The organism is Coralloluteibacterium thermophilum (assembly GCF_042654365.1).
Classification (GTDB): domain Bacteria; phylum Pseudomonadota; class Gammaproteobacteria; order Xanthomonadales; family Xanthomonadaceae; genus Coralloluteibacterium; species Coralloluteibacterium thermophilum.
In genome coordinates this window covers 1-16,739 of record NZ_JBHSGG010000036.1, presented here as the reverse complement: position 1 = coordinate 16,739, position 16,739 = coordinate 1, and the positions used below count along the sequence as shown (strand labels likewise).

Here is a 16,739-nt window from a genome sequence, read left to right as displayed (position 1 = left end):
CCAAAGGCCCGCCATGCGCGGGCCTTCTTCGTTTCCGGCCCCCGGAACCACCACCCGCCTCGCGCGGGTTTTCTTGTGCCCATCGTGAGGAATCGACCATGGCAGATACTGCCTACACCCACAGCAACAACAGCTTCGCGATCTGCGTGGAGCCGCAGAATTCCAACCTCGATGCCGCGGCCTTCGCGGCGCTGGAGTACGTGGAGGTCGCTGGCATCGGCAATGTCGGCGAGCGCGGCATCTCCACGAACATCGTCAACTACGACACGTGGAACTCCCTCGTCATCTCCAAGGGCAAGGGCCTGACGGACGCCGGCAACGCCGAAGTCGAGATGCTGCGCGTACCCACCGACCCCGGCCAGGTCGCCATGCGCACTGCCGGCGCGCCGACGAACAAGAACAACTACGCCTTCCGGGAAACCCTCCAGGACGGCACCTTCCGCTACTACCGCGCCCTCGTGTCCGGCCCTCGCCACCCCGGTGGCCGCAATGAGGACTTCGACCTTGACGTCTACACGCTCGGCCTGAACCAGGCGACGCTGGACGTGCCGCCCACCCCGTAACCGCATATCCGGGGGATAGGGCGCGCGCCTGACACGGCGGCCTGATCCGACCGCCTTCCCCCGGATTCCCTTTCGGATCGCATCACGAGGATCACCATGACCGACATCGCAACCATCGTCGCCAGCGAGCGCACGATCCAGATCAAGCACCCCGCCACCGGCGCGCCGCTCGGCTTGGCGCTGACCATCCGTCCGGATTCGCACCCGGAGGTCAAGAAGGCGCGCCGCGCCATCTTCAACGAGCGGCTGAAGGCCGACGCCCCGGCCAGCGCCGAGCAGCTTGAGGAGGGCCAGACCTCCGTCATGGTTGCCGCGGTGGCTGCCTGGGAGTGGTCGGGTGATGCGACCTACCGGGGCAAGAAGCCGCGCTTGGACGAGAGCACCCTTCGCGAGGTGCTGTCCACGCTGCCGTGGGTACGCGACCAGCTGGCGACCGAGCTGGGGAACGACGCCGCTTTTTTTCCGAGCTGACGGACCGAGTCGCCGAGTGCGTCCGGGTGTTCGTCCGCTATGACATACCCGACGAACGCGGCGAGACGAGGCGGGCGCGCAATGCCCGCTTCGGCCAGCCGGCGCCAAAGCCTGAGATCCCGCCACCGGCAGCGCACGTCTGGGGTTGGTTCTGGGCGCTGTCGAACCGGCGCCGTAGCGGGCCAGAGCCGCTCACCTACGCTGAGGTTGGTGAGTGGCAGCGACTCACCGGGACGCCGGTCCGTCCGGAAGAGGTGGAGATGATCATGCGGATGGACGACGCCTACTTGGACGAGACCCGCAAAGAGCAGCGTGCCGCGGTTGAGCGCGAGCGCGAGAAGTCACGGAGGTAGCCAATGGACATCGCACAGCTCGGATACGCGGTCGATTCCAGCGCCCTCTTGAAGGGCGAGCAGGCGCTGGAGAGGACGGCCGAGGCTGCGGAGAAGGCCGGCGGCGCAGCAGCGAAGCTGGAGCGGGACTTCGAGAGTCTGCAGCGCGCCGCCGGGCAGGCCTCGGGCGGCATCGCGGCGTCTCTGGCGGACCAGGAGGACCGCTACCGCCAGATCGCACAGCGAGGGCTGGAGTACGCGGAGTCGATGCGGTCGGCGAACCTCTCGGAGCGTGCGCTGGCGGAGGCTGCTCGCGAAGCCGCGGCCGGGATCGACATGAAGGCGGCCGTGATGGCCCGCGCAGGCACCGAACAGGAGCGCATGGCCGAGCGGGTGGCGCGCCTCCAGGCGGCGGAGGCCCGGGCCGCCCAAGAAACCGCGGCCGCGGCGCGCGCGACACAGCTACGCGAGCTGAACCTGCGGAAGCTGATCGGGCAGATCGACCCGACCGTCGCGAAGCTGGAGCGGCTGGCGTCGCTCGAGCAGCAACTGGAGCGGGCGAGCGAGCTCGGAGCCCTGTCGCCCGAGGTCTTCGCGCAGTACCAAGCGAAGCTGGATGCCGTGCGGGCGGCAACCCTGAATGTCGGGGCAGCGTCGGACATCACGACGAAGAGCCTTGGTCGACTGAACCTGCAGTCGGTGGAAGCTCAGCAGTCGGTGGCCGCGCTGGTTCGCGCGGTCGCGAGCGGCCAGTGGGGGCAGGCGCAGTCCAGCATCACGTCGCTCACGGCGCGTACCGGCGCCCTGGGTGGCGCATTCACAGGTGTCGGCCTGGCCGTCGGTGGCGTGCTCGGTGGACTCGCTACGTTCGGCGTCATGGCCGGCAAGGGGCACTTCGAGGCTCGCCGCCTCGAGGGAGTCATCATCGGGATGGGGAACTCGGCCGGCGTCACAACTGGGCAGATGCTGGCTCTGCGCAATGAGATCGGCCACGCGACCCGCGACTACGGCGGCGCCACCGACGCAATCAACCGACTCCTTCTGTCCGGGAAGGCCACTGGCGATGTCCTGGAGGGCGTCGTGCGCTCGGCGGCGCAGCTATCTCGGCTCACCGGCCAGTCCATCACTGCAGCTGCGAGCGAGATCGCGTCGCTTGCCGAAGGCGGCGATGAAGCTCTGACGAGGTTGAACGACAGGTACAACTTCCTCACGAGGGACACCTACCTGCACATCGAGGCGCTGCGCCAGCAGAAAGGCGACCTCGATGCGAACAGGGCCGCGGTCGCCGAGCTCGAGCGGGTCATGACGGAGCGCTCGGAGAAGATGGTCGAGCAGGCCGGCTACGTAGAGCGCGCGTGGCTCGCGGTGACGCGCGCGTTCAAGAGCGCGGTTCAGGAGGCGAAGGATTTCGGCCGGACGGACCTCGACCGGCAGATCGTGGTGCTGGAACGGCAGATCAGCGCGCTCGCGCGGAGCGCAGAGGGCTACTACGACGGCGGGGCGTACCTCAACAGTCTGCGGGACCAGCTTTCGGCGCTCCAGGACCAGAAGGCCGAGCTGGAGGCGGCCGCCGCCGCGGAAGCGCAGAGGAGCCAGCACCAGCGGGAGCTGATCGAAACGGAGCGCGAGCTCAAGAAGGCGCGCGAGGAAGCCGAGGCGGCGCACGACCGCCGCCTCGTTCAGATGGATCGCGAGCTCGCCAAGCAGCGCGAGATCAACGAGGTCAACGCGATCTTCAACGCGCTGGCCGTCGACGACGCTCGGCATTTCGACGGCTCGCGCGAGCGCATGCTGGCGGAGATCGAGCGGAAGTACGCGGCAGTGGCGCAGAGGGCGACTGTTGCTCGCGAGCGGGTGAGCGAAGAAGAGCGCGCCGCCCAGCGTCTGCTTCAGCAGTACCAGTCCGCCGAGGCCTCGTTGGCACGGCAGATCGCTCTGTACGGCCAGGCCGGCCGCGCCGCGGCGATGGCCTACGACACGGCGCACGGCGCGCTGGCGGGCCTGGATGCGACTCAGAAGTCCGTCCTGATGGACATGGCGCAGTGGCTCGACTTCCTCGATGAAATGCGGGACATCGAGGGGCTCTGGGCTGAGATCGAGGCCGACCACAAGAAGGTCATGGGCCAGGTCGAGCAGGCCTACGGCGGCATGAGCGAGCACGCCCGCCAGGCCGCCCGGAACATGCAGAGCCACTTCGCCGACTTCCTGTTCGATCCGTTCGCCGACGGGACGAAGAGCATGGGACGCGCCTTCAGCGACACGCTGAGGAGGATGCTCGCCGAGGCTGCTGCGTCGAAGATCTTCGGTGTGATCGGCACCGCGATGACGGGGTACACCGGCGCAGGCGCCGGGTTCGTCAACGCGTTCGGCGGCGTGCTCCAGGGCGGAGGAGGGCGGGAGTACGGCGGAAGCGTCAATCGAAACCGCGCGTATCGCACCGGCGAGCGCAACAAACCGGAGCTGCTCACCACGCCGAGCGGGCAGTACCTGATCCCCGGCGAGAACGGGCGCGTCGATCCGATCCGCGCCGCACAGCCCGCCAACCGTGCCGGCATGGGGTCGCCGCAGGTGAACATCCACCTGCACGGGGCACCAGAAGGCGCCACGGCCACCGCACGGCAGAACGACACCGGAGGCTTCGACGTGGAGGTGATGCTCAACCAGATCGAGAACCGCATGGCCTCCCGCATCGCTCAGGGCACGGGCTCCATGTACGTGGCGCAGAAGGCCCGCTTCGGATTGAAGGATCGCGTCTGATGGCTACGCTCCCCAGCTATGTCGATGTCAGGATGTCGTCGTGGTCAGAGGCGATCAAGCCGAACGTGGAAGTGGTCGAGATGGAGCGAGGACCCGACAAGTACCGGGTTCTGAACTCGCGCGCGACCGTGAGGATGTCGTGCGCTCTCCTGTTCAGGACGACGCAGGATGACCTCGATTTCCTGGACTGGTACTTCGACGTGATCGAGCAGGTCAACTACTTCACGATGACCCACCCCCGCACCGGACAGCAGATCCAGGCGAGATTCGTGCACGGCGACATCGGCGAGGTTCGATCGATCTCCGGCACTGACGGGCTTTGGCAGCGTGATGCGGTGATCGAGTACATGAAGTAGGATCGCGCGCATGAACAAGATCCTCGCCCTCGCTTTCGCCGGCCTCCTCGCGGGCTGTGCATCGACCTCTGCGGTCGAGAGCCAACAGATGTCCCACATGGAGCCCCGCGTGACCTACACGACGAGCAGATCCGTCGATGAGGCGCTGGAGTGCATCGAGACGGGTGTGCGACCCGTTACTAAAAGCGGGCACAACGTATCTACCGCGGAGGACGGCGATGCGCGGATCCTCTGGGTGACAGTGTTGGCGAATCCTGTGATCGCCGTTCGCGTGGAGCCCGTCGAGGATGGGGCGTACGTCGAGTATCGCTCCCGTTTCAAAGCGGGGATGGCGAATTACACGACCGCGGTTCTGACCTGCCGCTAGCGCCCAGCGGCACCCCACCAACCGAAGCCCCGCCCACGTGCGGGGCTTCTTCGTTATTGGCCCGCCGTGTGCGGGCTTCGCCGTTTCTGGAGCCCTGATGACCTTCCTCGAATGCACCCAGCGCGTCACCGACACCGGCGGAGTGCTGGTGTTCCTGGAGATCGAATCGCCGTCCTTCAGCGGCCCCATGCACATCGTCAGCGACACCCAGGACTGGGTGAGCAACGGCCGGACCTACATCGGCCTCCCGTTCGGCTTTCGGCTGCCGGAGGACAGAGCGGGCAGCGCACCGCGCGCCGAGCTCGTGATGTCCAACGTTGGCCGCGGCATCACCGAGGAGCTGGAACGCCTGGGCCCGAACGAGACGGTGATGGCGAAGCTGATGATCAGTCACCGCAGGAACCCGAACCTCATCGCGCGGACTTTCTTCCTGCCTCTGACGGCGGTTTCCGTCAATGCGGGCCTGGCCACTGCGCAGGCCGGCGTGGACTACCTGATGCGCCAGCAGGCCGTGCAGTTGCGCGGCACCCCCTACACCCTGCCGGGCCTGTTCTGAGCCCGGTGCAACCTGAGGAGAAACGCATGTCGATTCGGATCGTCGAGGCAGTCGAGATCACCCCGGAACAGTTGCGGGAGCGCCTGGAGGCGTTCGCGAAGCACTGGACCGCCACGAGCAAGGACACGGAATTCCCGTACGGGAAGGGCACCTTCCTGCGGTTCGTGCCGCAGATGGCCGATGCGCTACGCGTCGGCGCCGACAACCCGGTGCTGGTCGTGCAGCGGCCGCGTGGATCCACCACGGCCACCATCGCGTTCCTCAACCAACACGGCGTCATCCAGACGCATGCGTTCAACGCGACGCAGGTGCGCCCGCTGGAGGACGTCACTGTCGCGGAACCGGTGGACGACTGATGCATCTCTCGGACGTCGAGCGCTACGTCGGCATCCCCTACGACAAGGATGCGGCCGACTGCGCGGACCTGGTCGTCCTGGTCCAGCGCGAGCTGTTCGGCCGCGAGGTGCGTCTGCCGCAGGCCCGTTCCCGCGGCGCGCGCGGGTCAGCACAGCTCGCGCGCGTACACACCGAGTACGCGCGGCGTACCGACACCCCTACCGACGGCGACCTGGTGCTGATGTACGAGGACGGCAGGCTGGGTCACGCCGGCGTCTACTTCTGGCTGGCGCACGAGGGCTGGGTGCTGCACAGCAACGAGCGCAGCGGATGCAGCGTTCTGCACCGCGTGCGCGAACTCGCCGATTTCGGCGCGCCGGTCGAGGGCATCTACGCATGGGTGTGATGGAGGACATGGGGCGGCTGATCGTTACGCCGCATCCTGCGACGCTCGAAGGGCAGACCAACCAGCCCGCCGACCTTCAGCCGGGCGAGACGCTGTACGCGTTCCTGCGGCGCAACGTCCCCGACTTCGAGGACAACACGTGGGAGGTCTGCATCGGCGGCCGCAAGATTCCGCCTGAGCTGTGGATGCACGTCCGCCCGAAGCATGGGCAGATGATCGAGGTGCGCGGCGACCTCGGTCGGCAGGCGCTGTACCTGGTTGCGATGGTCGCGCTGACGTACTTCACGTTCGGCATCGGCACGGGCGCCATGGCTGCCGGCGGTGGAGCATGGGGCGCGGGCGTCGTCAGCGTGTACGGCGGCACGCTGGGCGCCGCGGCGGCCTTCGTAGCCGGGTCCGTCCTGATCAACAAGGCGCTCGGCCCAAAGCTGGAATCGCCTGGCGGGCAGGAGCGCGACAGCGTCTACTCGATCAGCGGCTCGCGCAACCAGGCCCGGCCCTACGAGCCGGTGCCGCTGTTGTTCGGCAGCGTGCGCATCGCACCCGACCTCGCGAGCGCGCCGTACACCTGGTACGAAGGCGACGACCAGATCCTCGGCATGGTGCTCAACGCGGGCATCAACGTCCACAACATCGAGGCGGTCTACAACGGCGACGCGCTGCTGTCGTCGTTCGAGGGCACGCAGGTCTACGTCAACGGCTTTTCGGGCATGCCCGACCAGCCGATCCCGCTGTACAGCAACGCCGACACCATAGACGGCGGCGAGCTGGAGCGCCTGCAGTGGGTGCAGCGGACGACGTCGCCGGACACCGTCCGCATCCAGATCAACATCGAGTACATCCTCGCCGACACCACCAGCAAGGGGAAGCCGCACACGTCGCGCGAGCGGGTCGTTGCGGAGTACCGTCCGGTGGGCACGACGGCGTGGCTGCCGCTGGCGACGGTGCAGTACGCCAACAACAAGCACGAGACCAAGAGGGCAACCATCGCGCGCGACGTGGCGCGTGGGCAGTACGACGTGCGCGTCCGTCGCCTGGGCGAGGCGTTCGAGCCGGTCACGGGAAACGACAACGGCTTCGCGCAGTTCCAGTGGACGACGCTCACGAGCGTGCAGGCCGACGAAGCGGACTACGCCGGCCTCGCGCGCATCGGCGTGCAGATCAAGGCGACCGGCCAGCTCACAGGCGCACCCGACGAGCTGCGGGTGGTCGCGCACGCCCGTCCGACCCCGGTCTGGAACGGATCGCAGTGGGTCACCGAGCAGACCAGCAACCCCGGCGCGCAGATCCTGCAGTACGCCCGCGGCATCCACGACCAGAACGGGAAGCGCATCGCCGGCCTCGGCCTGAGCGACGAACAGATCGACATCCCCGCGCTGCAGGCGTTCATGCTGCACTGCGCGGCCAACGGCTACCGCTACGACTTCTACGTGCGCGGCGCGCGCAGCCATCAGGAGATGCTCGACAGCATCGCGCTCGCGGGCTTAGGGCAGATCACATGGGCTGGTGGCCGCCTCTCCGTGACCTGGGCGGCCGACGGGCAGCCGCTCGGCGGCGTCGTCAACATGGCGACGATCAAGCGTGGGTCGTTCCAGGTGGACTACACGCTCGCCAACGCGGCCGATGGCATCGAGTACACCTACGTCGATCGCACCGACTGGACGACCAAGACCATTCGCGTGCCGGCGCCTGGTGTCACCACGATGCTCAACCCGGCGCAGCTTTCCGGCGAAGGCATCACGAGCGAGGAGCACGCTGCGAAGCTCGCGCGTTACCACCTCGCGCAGTCCCTGTATCAGTACAAGGACATCACCTTCTCCACTGACCTTGAGCACCTTTCCTACCGCCGGCTGAGCATCCTCGCGCTCCAGCACGACCTCACGCAGTGGGGCTACGGCGGCCGACTGGTGTCGGCGACGATGGGGGCAGGGCGCCTGGTGACGCTGACGCTTGACGAGCCCGTGCCGGCGCCGGCCAGCGGCAATGCCTTCATCGGTCTGCGCATCCCGGGCGAAGAGGTCTACCGGGTGTTCCAGGTGCAGACCTTCGCCGGCGAGAGCCGCGAGATCCGGTTGCTTGAGGCTTGGCCCGAGGACGCTGCCGTCCCGGGCAACGACGACGAGAACCCGGCCCACGACACCATCTGGATCTACGATTTCAAGCAGACGCCCGGCTACCGCGTCCGCGTCGTCGCCATCGAGCCCGAGAGCGACCTGAAGGGGGCGAGCGTTGCCGTCGTGCCGGAGCCGCCCGAGTTCTGGCACTACGTCAACACCGGCGAGTACATCCCCCCGGCGAACCAGTCCCTGCTCTCCACGCGCCCCGTCGCGAGCAACGCGCGCGTTGATGAGGTGCAGACGATTCAGGGCGATACGGTGTTCACCGAGCTGGTGGTCACGTTCGACCTCAAGGGCCACGCCGCGCACACCGCGATCTTCGCCGCGCACGACGGCGGTGAGATGGTCCGCGTCGCAGACACACTGGGCCAGAGCGCGCGCTTCCGCATCTCCGCGGCCGGCACGTACACGATCGTCGTCCGGCCCTACAGCGTTGATGGCGTCGCCGGCGGCGTCGCTACGGTCATCTACAGCACTGTCGCGACCGAGATTCCGCCCGTCGGGTTCGACCACTTCTCGGTCGATGAAGTGCCCGGCGGCCTGCGCCGCTACACGTGGGGCTACGCGCCCACCAGCATCGAGCCTGCGGACCTGGCCGGCGCGGAGATCCGCTACCTGCCGGGCACGCTCATGGCGCCAGTGTGGGACCAGATGATCGCCATCGGCGAGGGCTTCCACACCGCGGCGTTCGAGGCGGCGGTGCCGCCGGCTGGCGAGTGGACATTCGCCATCCGCGCGCGCAACACCTCGGGGCTCCTCTCGCATGAGATCCTCGTCCTCCACCGCACGCTGTCGCTCAACCTCGGCGAGCAGATCGAGGTAATCGGCGACGGCATCGAGCAGGTGATCGTCGATACCGAGCAGCTCCGCAACGAGATGCTCGCGGACTTCGCGGACATGCAGGACCGCGTTGACGAGGTGCGGGCGTACGCGGAGGCGGAGGTTGCGGCGCTGCTGGCCAACGCCGCGGCGCTGCGCGACGACATCGACCAAGTCATCGCCGACGTGTCGGAGTGGGACGCCGACATCGACGGCATCCAGCTCCAGCTCACGCAGGTGCAGACCAAGGCAGACGGCGCCGTCAGCGACCTCGCGCTGCTCGGCGCGCGCAACGCCACCGGCACCGCGTACGTGCTCAACGGCGACACTGTGCAGGTCGCCCAGGGCGAGACCCTGGCGCAGTGGCGCAACAGCGTGCAGGCCGCGCAGGGTGCGCTCGGCGCGCGTATCGACGGCGAGACATCGGCGCGTGTCGCGGGTGACGAGGCCAACGCGACCGCGATCACTGCGCTGCAGGTCGAGCTTGCGGACAAGGCGACTGTCCAGCAGGTCAGCGAGGCGGTCAACAGGATCATCCAGACCGAGCAGGGGCTGGAGGCTGAGGGCGCTCGCATCGATCTCGTTGTCGCGCAGCTTTCTGAGCAGGCGTTCCGCGCCGAGGTGACGTGGGAGATGCGCGCGGCCTGGCTCACGTGGTCCGCCGCGAACGCGAGCGTCGCCATGTTCCCGGATAGCGACCAGTCGTCGCGCGGCGCCGCGGCAATCACGACCACGGCGACGGACCCGCAGTTTCTGTCGCCGGCATTTTCGGTGCCCGGCGCTCGAAACCGGCGCGTGCGCGCGAAGGTGCGGCTGAGGAACTTCGCCGGCTCGACGTGGGAGGGCACGCTGTACTTTGCTACCGCCACGGCCGGCATCGGCGCGAGTGGGCAGACCGCTATCACGCCACGGCCCACCGGCAACGGTTGGTCGATTGTCGAGTGGGACATGTCGGGTAACACCGCGTGGCGCGAGGGGACCATCACTCGAATCCGTCTCGATTTCGCCGGAGCCGGCATTGGCGGCATCGTCGATGTGATGTGGGTGGCTATCGGCGACGCCGATACCGACAGCCCGCCTGCGTCCGCGTACGCGTTGTCGATCACCGAGGCGGGGGTGCGTCAGGCCGCGAACGAGCTGGTCGCACAGTCGCAGCGGATCGATGCGAGCGAAAGTCGAATCGTCGCCGTCGAGACCGCGCAGGTGGCGACCGCCAGCGACCTGCAGTCCACCCGGCAAACGGTCACGCAGCAGGGCAACCAGATCACCGCCGAGTCTGTCAGGCTCGATGGTGTCGTCGCGAAAACAGGCGAGCTGGACTTTGTCGCCGACTGGCGTTGGAGTTTCGTCGGGGCTAACACGTCTCCGCCGTGGGCCATTGCCGGAGGGCGGTTTGAGCAGTTCCCCGCAGCTAGTAATTTCGGCGCCATCGTCATTGTCTCGACCAGCAACGACCCTCAGTTCATTTCACCGGACGGTCTGAGGATCAACGGTAATCAGAGTTACATGGTGCGCGCCCTGGTCCGCCGCCGGACGGCCGGCCTATGGGACGGCCGTTTGTTCTGGCAGAACGAGGATGGAGGGTTCAGCGCAGCGCGTTCCGCCGTGACGCCAACGCCCGGGAACAACGGTAGCTGGGTGCTGCTGGAATGGGACCTCTCGGCCGACGCCGCGTGGCGCGGCAAAACAATCAGCCGGCTGCGCGTTGATTTTGAGGCGTCGTCGCCGGCTACTACTGATGTGCAGTGGATCGCGGTAGGCGCTCCGGGTGTGCCGAGTGGCTACGCGAGCGGCGTGTCCGAGATGGGCGTGCGCGTCGTCGAAGCTGAGGGACGCCTGCAGAGCGCCGAGGCGCGCTACACGTTCGCGCTCAATGCGGGCGGCGACACGGTAGGCATGCAGGCCATCGCAGGCGGCAGCATCTCGTTGATCCGCTTCCTCTCCGAGCATGTGCACTTCGTCAGCTCGGACGGCAGTTTCTCGCTGCAGAACGGCGTAGCGATCTGGCGGGCCGGGAACTACATGAAAGTCATCGGCCCGAATGGATTCGGCCAGAACAGCGAAATGGTGGTGTGGTACGGCCCGTATCAGTCGAACCTCGCGAACTGCAGGCGGAGCAACGCGATCAGCTACGAGACGCGGAACGGGCTCGCGTACTGGGGCGGCCAGATTTTTGCCGGAACGCTCTCGACATCGAGGCAGAATCGAGACCTCGGCGCCTCCACGGAGGTCTCCGTTTCGACCGGGACGAACGGTGGTCCTATCGCCGTGAATTTCAGTTATCAGTATCAGGAGAACCGGGTCGGTCGCATCAATGCGACCTTCAGCGCCGGCGCCGGATCGAACAGCGCTCGCGTGCGACTGTTCCGCAGGATTGGAGCAGGCGCCGAAGTGCAGGTGGCGAGCTTCATGGCGACCGGCATACTCTACATCGACAACAGTTCCAGCAGCCCGGACGGCGGCCGCCCAGTGGCGAACACGAGTATCGACGGCTCGCAGACGTGGATCGATAACGACGGCGGCACGGGGAACCGGACATACCGCGTTGTGATGGACCAGCGGCAGATTCAGGCGGTGAACCAATCCGGAGGCAGCGGCACTGAGCCGGCTAATTCGTTGTATCAGAACCTCGGTATCACAACATCGGAGGGCTGAACATGGGCAACTTGCGTTTCCGCGAGGCCGCACCAGGACTCACTGTGGAGCTGATCGCTACCCGTATCAATTTCGACTACACCCCGCCGCAGCATGAGGGCGATGTGGGAGATGTCCTGGCGACGTGGTGGGGCCGATGGCACCAGCCCGTCGCCGGCGGCTACGTGCCGTTCGGCGACTCGGGCCGCACGATGCAGACGCGGTTGAGCGAGCACGCCGACGCGTCCGTCGATGCGGGGATCGACCCCGTCACCGGGGCGTCGCTCAACATCAGCCCGCTGGGCGCCCTCCAGTGGCTCAAGGCGTGGTACGACTACCAGTGCAACGCCGAGACGGCGCCCCCGCCGCCGGAGCCCGATCCGCAGCCGGACCCCGAGCCCGAGAGTAGCGGCGACTGAGACACCGCCGGCGCATCATGCCGGCATGTCCGCAGAGCCCGACATCCCGCCGCTCGTCTGGGGCCCAATGGTCTACGGCCAGGTGTTCGACAGCATCCAGATGCTCGCGTTCTCCGGCCCGCTACGGGCCATCCCGCTCGCGCGCGTGCAGCAGCGTGTCGGCGGCGACTGGCTCGTCGGCGTCAACCAGCACTACATCTGGGAGCGTCGTCTGCACGCGGTCGCGCCGAGCGAGCGGCTCGCGATGCGCTGGGCGGAGCGCTGGGCCGAGGCCAACCGGGCGAGGCTCTATGAGGAGGTCCTCGACCGGCACCGGCACCCGGAGCGGTACCGGTTTCGGCCGCGAGCCGACGAACGGTAGGCTGGTCCTGTTGACTCGTTCGCCGAGTCATGAGATGATGTGTCCACGGTCAGGGCAGCCTGACACCGCGCCTCGGGAACAGGGGCAGGAGACCACGATGAACTTCAGCGATTTCGTCACCGACATCCTGGGCCTTCAGGAGGGCCTGATGTCCGATGGCCAGCGCAGCGAGGCGCAGGCCGCATACACCGCCTGGACGAAGCAGTCCGAAACCCGTAACAAGTGGAAGGCCGGGCAGAAGGTGCTGGCCGACCGCGCCGTCGCCGCGCTGTTCGGCGGCAAGGCTCTTACGGGCAGCACGAAGCAGAAAGTCTGGGCCGAGAAGATCCGCGCCGAGAAGCTTCGGGGTGAAAAACTTCCCTTCTCCGCATATGAGCGCAACGAGATGACGGACGCGCAGGCTGTGCTCGCATGCGCCCCGGCCGGCCTCGGCAAGAGCGCGCATTTCTGGATCGAGAATCGCGACCGTAAGCCGTCTGAGATCGGCAGCTTCTTCGAGACGCAGAAGCGCCTGCTGGCCGAAGCGCAGGCCCTGCGCCAGGCCGGCAAGATGGAAGAGTTCAAGGCCGCCGCCGAGGCGTACAACAATCTCACTGCAGAATGGGGGTTCACGAAATGAGTCAGGACATTATCCCGCTGGACGCCACGCGCGGCCGAGACGAGCAGCTCGTGGGGCATGTCGCCGAAGGTGAGGTGTGGGCGAGCATTCGCGACAGCGGGAATGGAATTAACTTCATTTCCGCGCCTCGCGGGTCTCTGAAACCCGGGCAAGTCATCGACATCGTTGGATTCAGCGACGCCACGGAATCGCGCATGGGGCCGCTGATCGGGTGGCGGAAGTTCAGCCGCGGAAAGTACGTTGTCGGCGACGAGCACTTCGGAGCGGACGAGAATGAATCGTACTGGCCTGTAGCGCGTGCAGCTCCGTGACTATCAGCAGGACATCTTCGAGCAGCTCACTGCGAGCTGCTCGAACGATATCGTGCAACTCGACACAGGTGCCGGGAAGACGCCGATCGAGGCCGCGCTGGCGCAGTGGGCGCCGCACTGCCTGCTGGTGGCCCATCGCAACATCCTGATAACTCAGATCAGCGAGAAGCTGGCCGCATTCGGGCTTGAGCACGACACGATCAGCACGGAACACACGCGACGGCGGTGCATGGCAGCGCATCGTGCGCACGGCCGCAGCTTTATCGTGCGGGGACATGCGACACGCCGGGTCGCGTCGATGCAGTCTATCGTATCAGCTGTCAAGCATCATCGGTTCGACATCGACACGTCGTTGCCATGGCTGATCGTGATCGACGAGGCGCATCACGTCATCCCCGACAACATGTGGGGCAGCCTGCGCACGCTGTTTCCGCATGCACGCATCATTGGCTTCACTGCGACGCCAGCACGCATGGACGGCGATAGCCTGCACGTGGACAAGGGCGGTCTGTTCGACAGGCTGGTGCAGGCGTCAAGCCTGGCGGGCGACAGCGTGCGTGCGTTGATCGATCGCGGCTACTTGTCAGGCTTCCGAGCGTATGCCGCGCGCACGTCGTACAACATCGAAGAACGCATGACGTGGCGAGAACGCGAGCAGAAACTTGTTGACGATCTCACACGCGAAGCTATGGGATTACCGGCTGGCTCCGGTGAGCGTGCCATCTTCCACGCACCGCGCAAGGGGCTGGACTGGGACAGCGGCGTTCTGGAATTGATGGGCGATCCTGTCGAGGAGTACAAGCGCGTCGCGAACGGAACGCGCGCAATTTTAATGGCCCCGGCAATCAAGAGCGCCGAAGCGTTCGCGGTAGACTTCAGGACCGCGGGCATCCCGGCGGCCTGCATCAACAGCACGCAGTCCCCTGCGGAGATTGCCAGGCTGCTGGATGCGTTCCGGCGCGGACAGGTGCTGGTGCTGACGAACGTGGACATGGTTGGCGAGGGCTTCGACTTGCCCGCGTGCGAAACGCTGATCATCGCGACGCGCACAGCGAGCTTCCCGCGCTACCGGCAGTGGTGCGGGCGCGTCTTGCGTCCCGACCCGGGCAAGCAGCAGGCAACGATCATCGACTTGACGGGCATGATCGCGCAGCACGGTATGCCGGACGAGCCCGTCGAGTGGGATCTTCTCAATCCGCCCTGCGGACCGAAGACGAAGCGTCATGTGCCGTGCGATGACTGCGGCATGTTCTACCTGTTCAAACTGGAGCAGTGCCCCGAATGCGGCGCCCCGAATCGCTGGCTGGACGAAGGCCAAGCTTTCGCCCCGGGAAGTTACCAGTTCGACATCCGATACATCGACCAAGCCTTCCGCGGCTATGTGATTCGCGAGCGGCAGCAGGCTCAGAACGCGGAGCGCATGCGAACCGAGATGCTGCGGCCGTACGACGGCTTCGGCGGTGACCTTGTTGGCCGCACGCTCAATGCGCTGTCGGCGTGGTTTCCGGCGGCGCTACAGCAGGCCGGCGTAGCCATCGCTGAGATCAACGAGTTCCTCAGGTCGCAGGATGCCCGATCAAGAGACTTCTGGATGAAGCACTTCACGCGCGCCGATGTTGGCGCACCTCCTCACAGGGCTCAAAAGGTGTTCGAGAAATGGCAGCGGTCACGCTGATTCACGGCGACGCCGCCGACTACGGCCGCGCGTGCGACATGATCCTGACCGACCCGCCTTACGAGATGAGCGGCGCGGAGTTGGCGCGCATCATCGGAAAGTTCGACGCGCCGCACTTGATACTGATCACGACGATGCGGCAGCTGCTGGACTTCATGCCGCGCACCGAATGGCGGCTTGCGTTCGACTTCGTGATCGACGGCGTGATGCCAAAGAAGTCCAAGAACTACATGCAGCCGCACTACCTGCACCAGACCGGCGTGTATCTCACGCAGCCGGGAGTGAAATCCGCATTCGACCGCCGCCGCCGGATGCGCAGCGATGCATTCGAAGCAAATGGATACTGGCCCACGATATTCCACGCGCCACGTGACAACGTGCAGGCTCACGGCCACGCCAAGAACGCGCAGGCCGTGACTGATCTCCTGGGGAGTTTCAATGTGCGGAGCGTGTGCGATCCCTTCGCGGGAAGCGGAGCGACCGCCATTGCGGCCTACGACCTTGGTATCCCGTGCACGCTGATCGAGCGCGATGTGGAAACCTTCAACGCACTCAAGGTGACGTGCCGATTCATGTCCGCCTATGGCCTGGAGATCATTGAATGAAGCATCTCATCTGGGTCGTGCTCAACGATGGGGTCACCGAGCGCGTCACTGAAGCTGATATCGATGCCGCTGAAGAAGCGGCGGTCATCGATCGTGTGCTGGTCCCGCTCACTGAAAGCGAAGTCGGGTGGCCACAAGGGAAGCGGTCCCCGTACACCGTCGTAGGCGAGATCACCGGGAAGTACGCACTGCTGCGGCTGATGGACGAAGGTGCCCCGCTGGCGGACATCGCGATCTGTCTCCACAGTCGCGCGGCGCCGGGGCTGTGGCGCCGAATGTGGCCGTCCGGCCCGGACGACGACAGCCTTGACGTCGGCTACAGTGATTGCCCGGCGACTGCACCCTGGTGTGCGGTGCGCTGCTACGCGCCTGAGGATGCACTGCCGCCCTGGTTCGATCGATGGACCCAGACCGCCGCGATGGCCCTCATCCGCAGGGAGGGATGGTGATGGCGGACGACAGCACCCCCATCGCCCGATGGCGCGCCCGCATGGGCCTGAGCCAGCGCGCGGCGGCCGAGGCGCTCGGCATGAGCCTGTCCGCGTACCAGGAGCAGGAGCGCGGCGCCTCGTTCGCCGGCGCCCCGCGCGAGGCATCACGCGTGCTGCTGCTGGCGTGCGCGGCGCTGGAGGCGGGGCTGTCGCCCATCGGCGCCTCCGAGTAGCCGATTTCCTACCCGCGGCCGGGGTGGCCTGCGGACGTGGCAGGGCTGGCCGGCCGGCAATCTGGTGTCNCAAATCCTGCACCGTAACATCTAGACGGCACAGGTCGATGAGCGAGAAATCCCTTACGAATCAATGGTGCCGACGGTGGGACTCGAACCCACACGGTTTTAAGGCCGGCGGATTTTGAGTCCGCTGCGTCTACCGATTCCGCCACGTCGGCAGCGGGAGCGCAGTATAGCCAAGCCGCGGAGGTCGGGGACGACGGGGCGGTGAGGGCGCGCGGCGGCCCTGGCCGCGTGGGCGCCTAGCTGTGATCTCTCAGTAGGTTGTTCACCCGGGGCATCTCTGGAAGATGGGGGTTGCGAAGCCA

Annotated in this window: 18 protein-coding genes and 1 tRNA gene; 18 read left to right on the top strand and 1 reads right to left on the bottom strand. The window is 66.5% G+C overall.

What is annotated here, in order from left to right; genetic code table 11:
* The first annotated feature begins 98 nt into the window (after positions 1 to 98).
* From ACFO3Q_RS13035 to ACFO3Q_RS12950, 18 genes are all read left to right on the top strand, one after another.
* The gene (locus tag ACFO3Q_RS13035) at positions 99 to 563 is read left to right on the top strand and encodes a hypothetical protein (RefSeq protein WP_377005162.1); all 465 of its coding nucleotides are present in this window, start codon (positions 99 to 101) and stop codon (positions 561 to 563) included.
* Between the two features lie 96 nt (positions 564 to 659).
* Positions 660 to 1,034, top strand: coding sequence for a hypothetical protein (locus ACFO3Q_RS13030; protein WP_377005161.1), 375 nt, complete (start codon positions 660 to 662; stop codon positions 1,032 to 1,034).
* A gap of 26 nt (positions 1,035 to 1,060) precedes the next feature.
* The gene (locus tag ACFO3Q_RS13025; RefSeq protein ID WP_377005160.1) at positions 1,061 to 1,387 is read left to right on the top strand and encodes a phage tail assembly chaperone; all 327 of its coding nucleotides are present in this window, start codon (positions 1,061 to 1,063) and stop codon (positions 1,385 to 1,387) included.
* A 3-nt stretch (positions 1,388 to 1,390) separates the two neighbouring features.
* Entirely contained in the window at positions 1,391 to 4,123 is a 2,733-nt protein-coding gene (locus tag ACFO3Q_RS13020) for a phage tail length tape measure family protein (RefSeq protein WP_377005159.1), read from the top strand.
* Complete coding sequence (locus ACFO3Q_RS13015) at positions 4,123 to 4,479, top strand: hypothetical protein (RefSeq protein ID WP_377005158.1); 357 nt, start codon at positions 4,123 to 4,125, stop codon at positions 4,477 to 4,479. Before ACFO3Q_RS13020 ends, ACFO3Q_RS13015 begins: the two co-directional genes overlap by 1 nt.
* A gap of 10 nt (positions 4,480 to 4,489) precedes the next feature.
* Positions 4,490 to 4,846, top strand: coding sequence for a hypothetical protein (locus ACFO3Q_RS13010; RefSeq protein WP_377005157.1), 357 nt, complete (start codon positions 4,490 to 4,492; stop codon positions 4,844 to 4,846).
* 97 nt (positions 4,847 to 4,943) lie between these two features.
* Entirely contained in the window at positions 4,944 to 5,402 is a 459-nt protein-coding gene (locus tag ACFO3Q_RS13005) for a DUF1833 family protein (protein ID WP_377005156.1), read from the top strand.
* 26 nt (positions 5,403 to 5,428) lie between these two features.
* Entirely contained in the window at positions 5,429 to 5,758 is a 330-nt protein-coding gene (locus tag ACFO3Q_RS13000; protein ID WP_377005155.1) for a hypothetical protein, read from the top strand.
* The gene (locus ACFO3Q_RS12995) at positions 5,758 to 6,144 is read left to right on the top strand and encodes a peptidoglycan endopeptidase (RefSeq protein ID WP_377005154.1); all 387 of its coding nucleotides are present in this window, start codon (positions 5,758 to 5,760) and stop codon (positions 6,142 to 6,144) included. The genes ACFO3Q_RS13000 and ACFO3Q_RS12995 overlap by 1 nt, the downstream gene beginning before the upstream one ends.
* The gene (locus ACFO3Q_RS12990; protein WP_377005153.1) at positions 6,135 to 11,735 is read left to right on the top strand and encodes a host specificity factor TipJ family phage tail protein; all 5,601 of its coding nucleotides are present in this window, start codon (positions 6,135 to 6,137) and stop codon (positions 11,733 to 11,735) included. Before ACFO3Q_RS12995 ends, ACFO3Q_RS12990 begins: the two co-directional genes overlap by 10 nt.
* A 104-nt stretch (positions 11,736 to 11,839) precedes the next feature.
* Positions 11,840 to 12,133 (top strand): hypothetical protein, encoded by a 294-nt coding sequence (locus ACFO3Q_RS12985; protein WP_377005152.1) that lies wholly within the window; start codon positions 11,840 to 11,842, stop codon positions 12,131 to 12,133.
* Positions 12,134 to 12,158: 25 nt separating this feature from the next.
* Positions 12,159 to 12,494: a hypothetical protein gene (locus tag ACFO3Q_RS12980; RefSeq protein WP_377005151.1), complete on the top strand. Its 336-nt coding sequence runs from the start codon at positions 12,159 to 12,161 to the stop codon at positions 12,492 to 12,494.
* 97 nt (positions 12,495 to 12,591) lie between these two features.
* The gene (locus ACFO3Q_RS12975; RefSeq protein WP_377005150.1) at positions 12,592 to 13,113 is read left to right on the top strand and encodes a hypothetical protein; all 522 of its coding nucleotides are present in this window, start codon (positions 12,592 to 12,594) and stop codon (positions 13,111 to 13,113) included.
* A complete protein-coding gene (locus ACFO3Q_RS12970; RefSeq protein WP_377005149.1) occupies positions 13,110 to 13,424 on the top strand; it encodes a hypothetical protein in 315 nt (104 codons plus the stop codon). The genes ACFO3Q_RS12975 and ACFO3Q_RS12970 overlap by 4 nt, the downstream gene beginning before the upstream one ends.
* A complete protein-coding gene (locus tag ACFO3Q_RS12965; protein WP_377005148.1) occupies positions 13,411 to 15,099 on the top strand; it encodes a DEAD/DEAH box helicase in 1,689 nt (562 codons plus the stop codon). Before ACFO3Q_RS12970 ends, ACFO3Q_RS12965 begins: the two co-directional genes overlap by 14 nt.
* On the top strand, positions 15,081 to 15,704 hold the full coding sequence (locus tag ACFO3Q_RS12960) for a hypothetical protein (RefSeq protein ID WP_377005147.1): 624 nt from the start codon (positions 15,081 to 15,083) through the stop codon (positions 15,702 to 15,704). The genes ACFO3Q_RS12965 and ACFO3Q_RS12960 overlap by 19 nt, the downstream gene beginning before the upstream one ends.
* On the top strand, positions 15,701 to 16,153 hold the full coding sequence (locus tag ACFO3Q_RS12955) for a hypothetical protein (RefSeq protein ID WP_377005146.1): 453 nt from the start codon (positions 15,701 to 15,703) through the stop codon (positions 16,151 to 16,153). The genes ACFO3Q_RS12960 and ACFO3Q_RS12955 overlap by 4 nt, the downstream gene beginning before the upstream one ends.
* Complete coding sequence (locus ACFO3Q_RS12950) at positions 16,153 to 16,368, top strand: helix-turn-helix domain-containing protein (protein WP_377005145.1); 216 nt, start codon at positions 16,153 to 16,155, stop codon at positions 16,366 to 16,368. The genes ACFO3Q_RS12955 and ACFO3Q_RS12950 overlap by 1 nt, the downstream gene beginning before the upstream one ends.
* Positions 16,369 to 16,502: 134 nt before the next feature.
* On the opposite strand, the gene ACFO3Q_RS12945 is transcribed toward ACFO3Q_RS12950, so the two are convergent.
* Positions 16,503 to 16,589 (bottom strand) — tRNA-Leu (locus ACFO3Q_RS12945).
* Between the last annotated feature and the right edge of the window lie 150 nt (positions 16,590 to 16,739).

Coding starts and splice junctions, on each gene's coding strand:
- ACFO3Q_RS12980 (WP_377005151.1), top strand. CDS start 12,159: ATGTCCGCAGAGCCCGACATCCCGCCGCTCGTCTGGGGCCCAATGGTC.
- ACFO3Q_RS13010 (WP_377005157.1), top strand. CDS start 4,490: ATGAACAAGATCCTCGCCCTCGCTTTCGCCGGCCTCCTCGCGGGCTGT.
- ACFO3Q_RS12950 (WP_377005145.1), top strand. CDS start 16,153: ATGGCGGACGACAGCACCCCCATCGCCCGATGGCGCGCCCGCATGGGC.
- ACFO3Q_RS13000 (WP_377005155.1), top strand. CDS start 5,429: ATGTCGATTCGGATCGTCGAGGCAGTCGAGATCACCCCGGAACAGTTG.
- ACFO3Q_RS12970 (WP_377005149.1), top strand. CDS start 13,110: ATGAGTCAGGACATTATCCCGCTGGACGCCACGCGCGGCCGAGACGAG.
- ACFO3Q_RS13030 (WP_377005161.1), top strand. CDS start 660: ATGACCGACATCGCAACCATCGTCGCCAGCGAGCGCACGATCCAGATC.
- ACFO3Q_RS13015 (WP_377005158.1), top strand. CDS start 4,123: ATGGCTACGCTCCCCAGCTATGTCGATGTCAGGATGTCGTCGTGGTCA.
- ACFO3Q_RS13035 (WP_377005162.1), top strand. CDS start 99: ATGGCAGATACTGCCTACACCCACAGCAACAACAGCTTCGCGATCTGC.
- ACFO3Q_RS13005 (WP_377005156.1), top strand. CDS start 4,944: ATGACCTTCCTCGAATGCACCCAGCGCGTCACCGACACCGGCGGAGTG.
- ACFO3Q_RS12955 (WP_377005146.1), top strand. CDS start 15,701: ATGAAGCATCTCATCTGGGTCGTGCTCAACGATGGGGTCACCGAGCGC.
- ACFO3Q_RS12960 (WP_377005147.1), top strand. CDS start 15,081: ATGGCAGCGGTCACGCTGATTCACGGCGACGCCGCCGACTACGGCCGC.
- ACFO3Q_RS12990 (WP_377005153.1), top strand. CDS start 6,135: ATGGGTGTGATGGAGGACATGGGGCGGCTGATCGTTACGCCGCATCCT.
- ACFO3Q_RS12995 (WP_377005154.1), top strand. CDS start 5,758: ATGCATCTCTCGGACGTCGAGCGCTACGTCGGCATCCCCTACGACAAG.
- ACFO3Q_RS13020 (WP_377005159.1), top strand. CDS start 1,391: ATGGACATCGCACAGCTCGGATACGCGGTCGATTCCAGCGCCCTCTTG.
- ACFO3Q_RS12975 (WP_377005150.1), top strand. CDS start 12,592: ATGAACTTCAGCGATTTCGTCACCGACATCCTGGGCCTTCAGGAGGGC.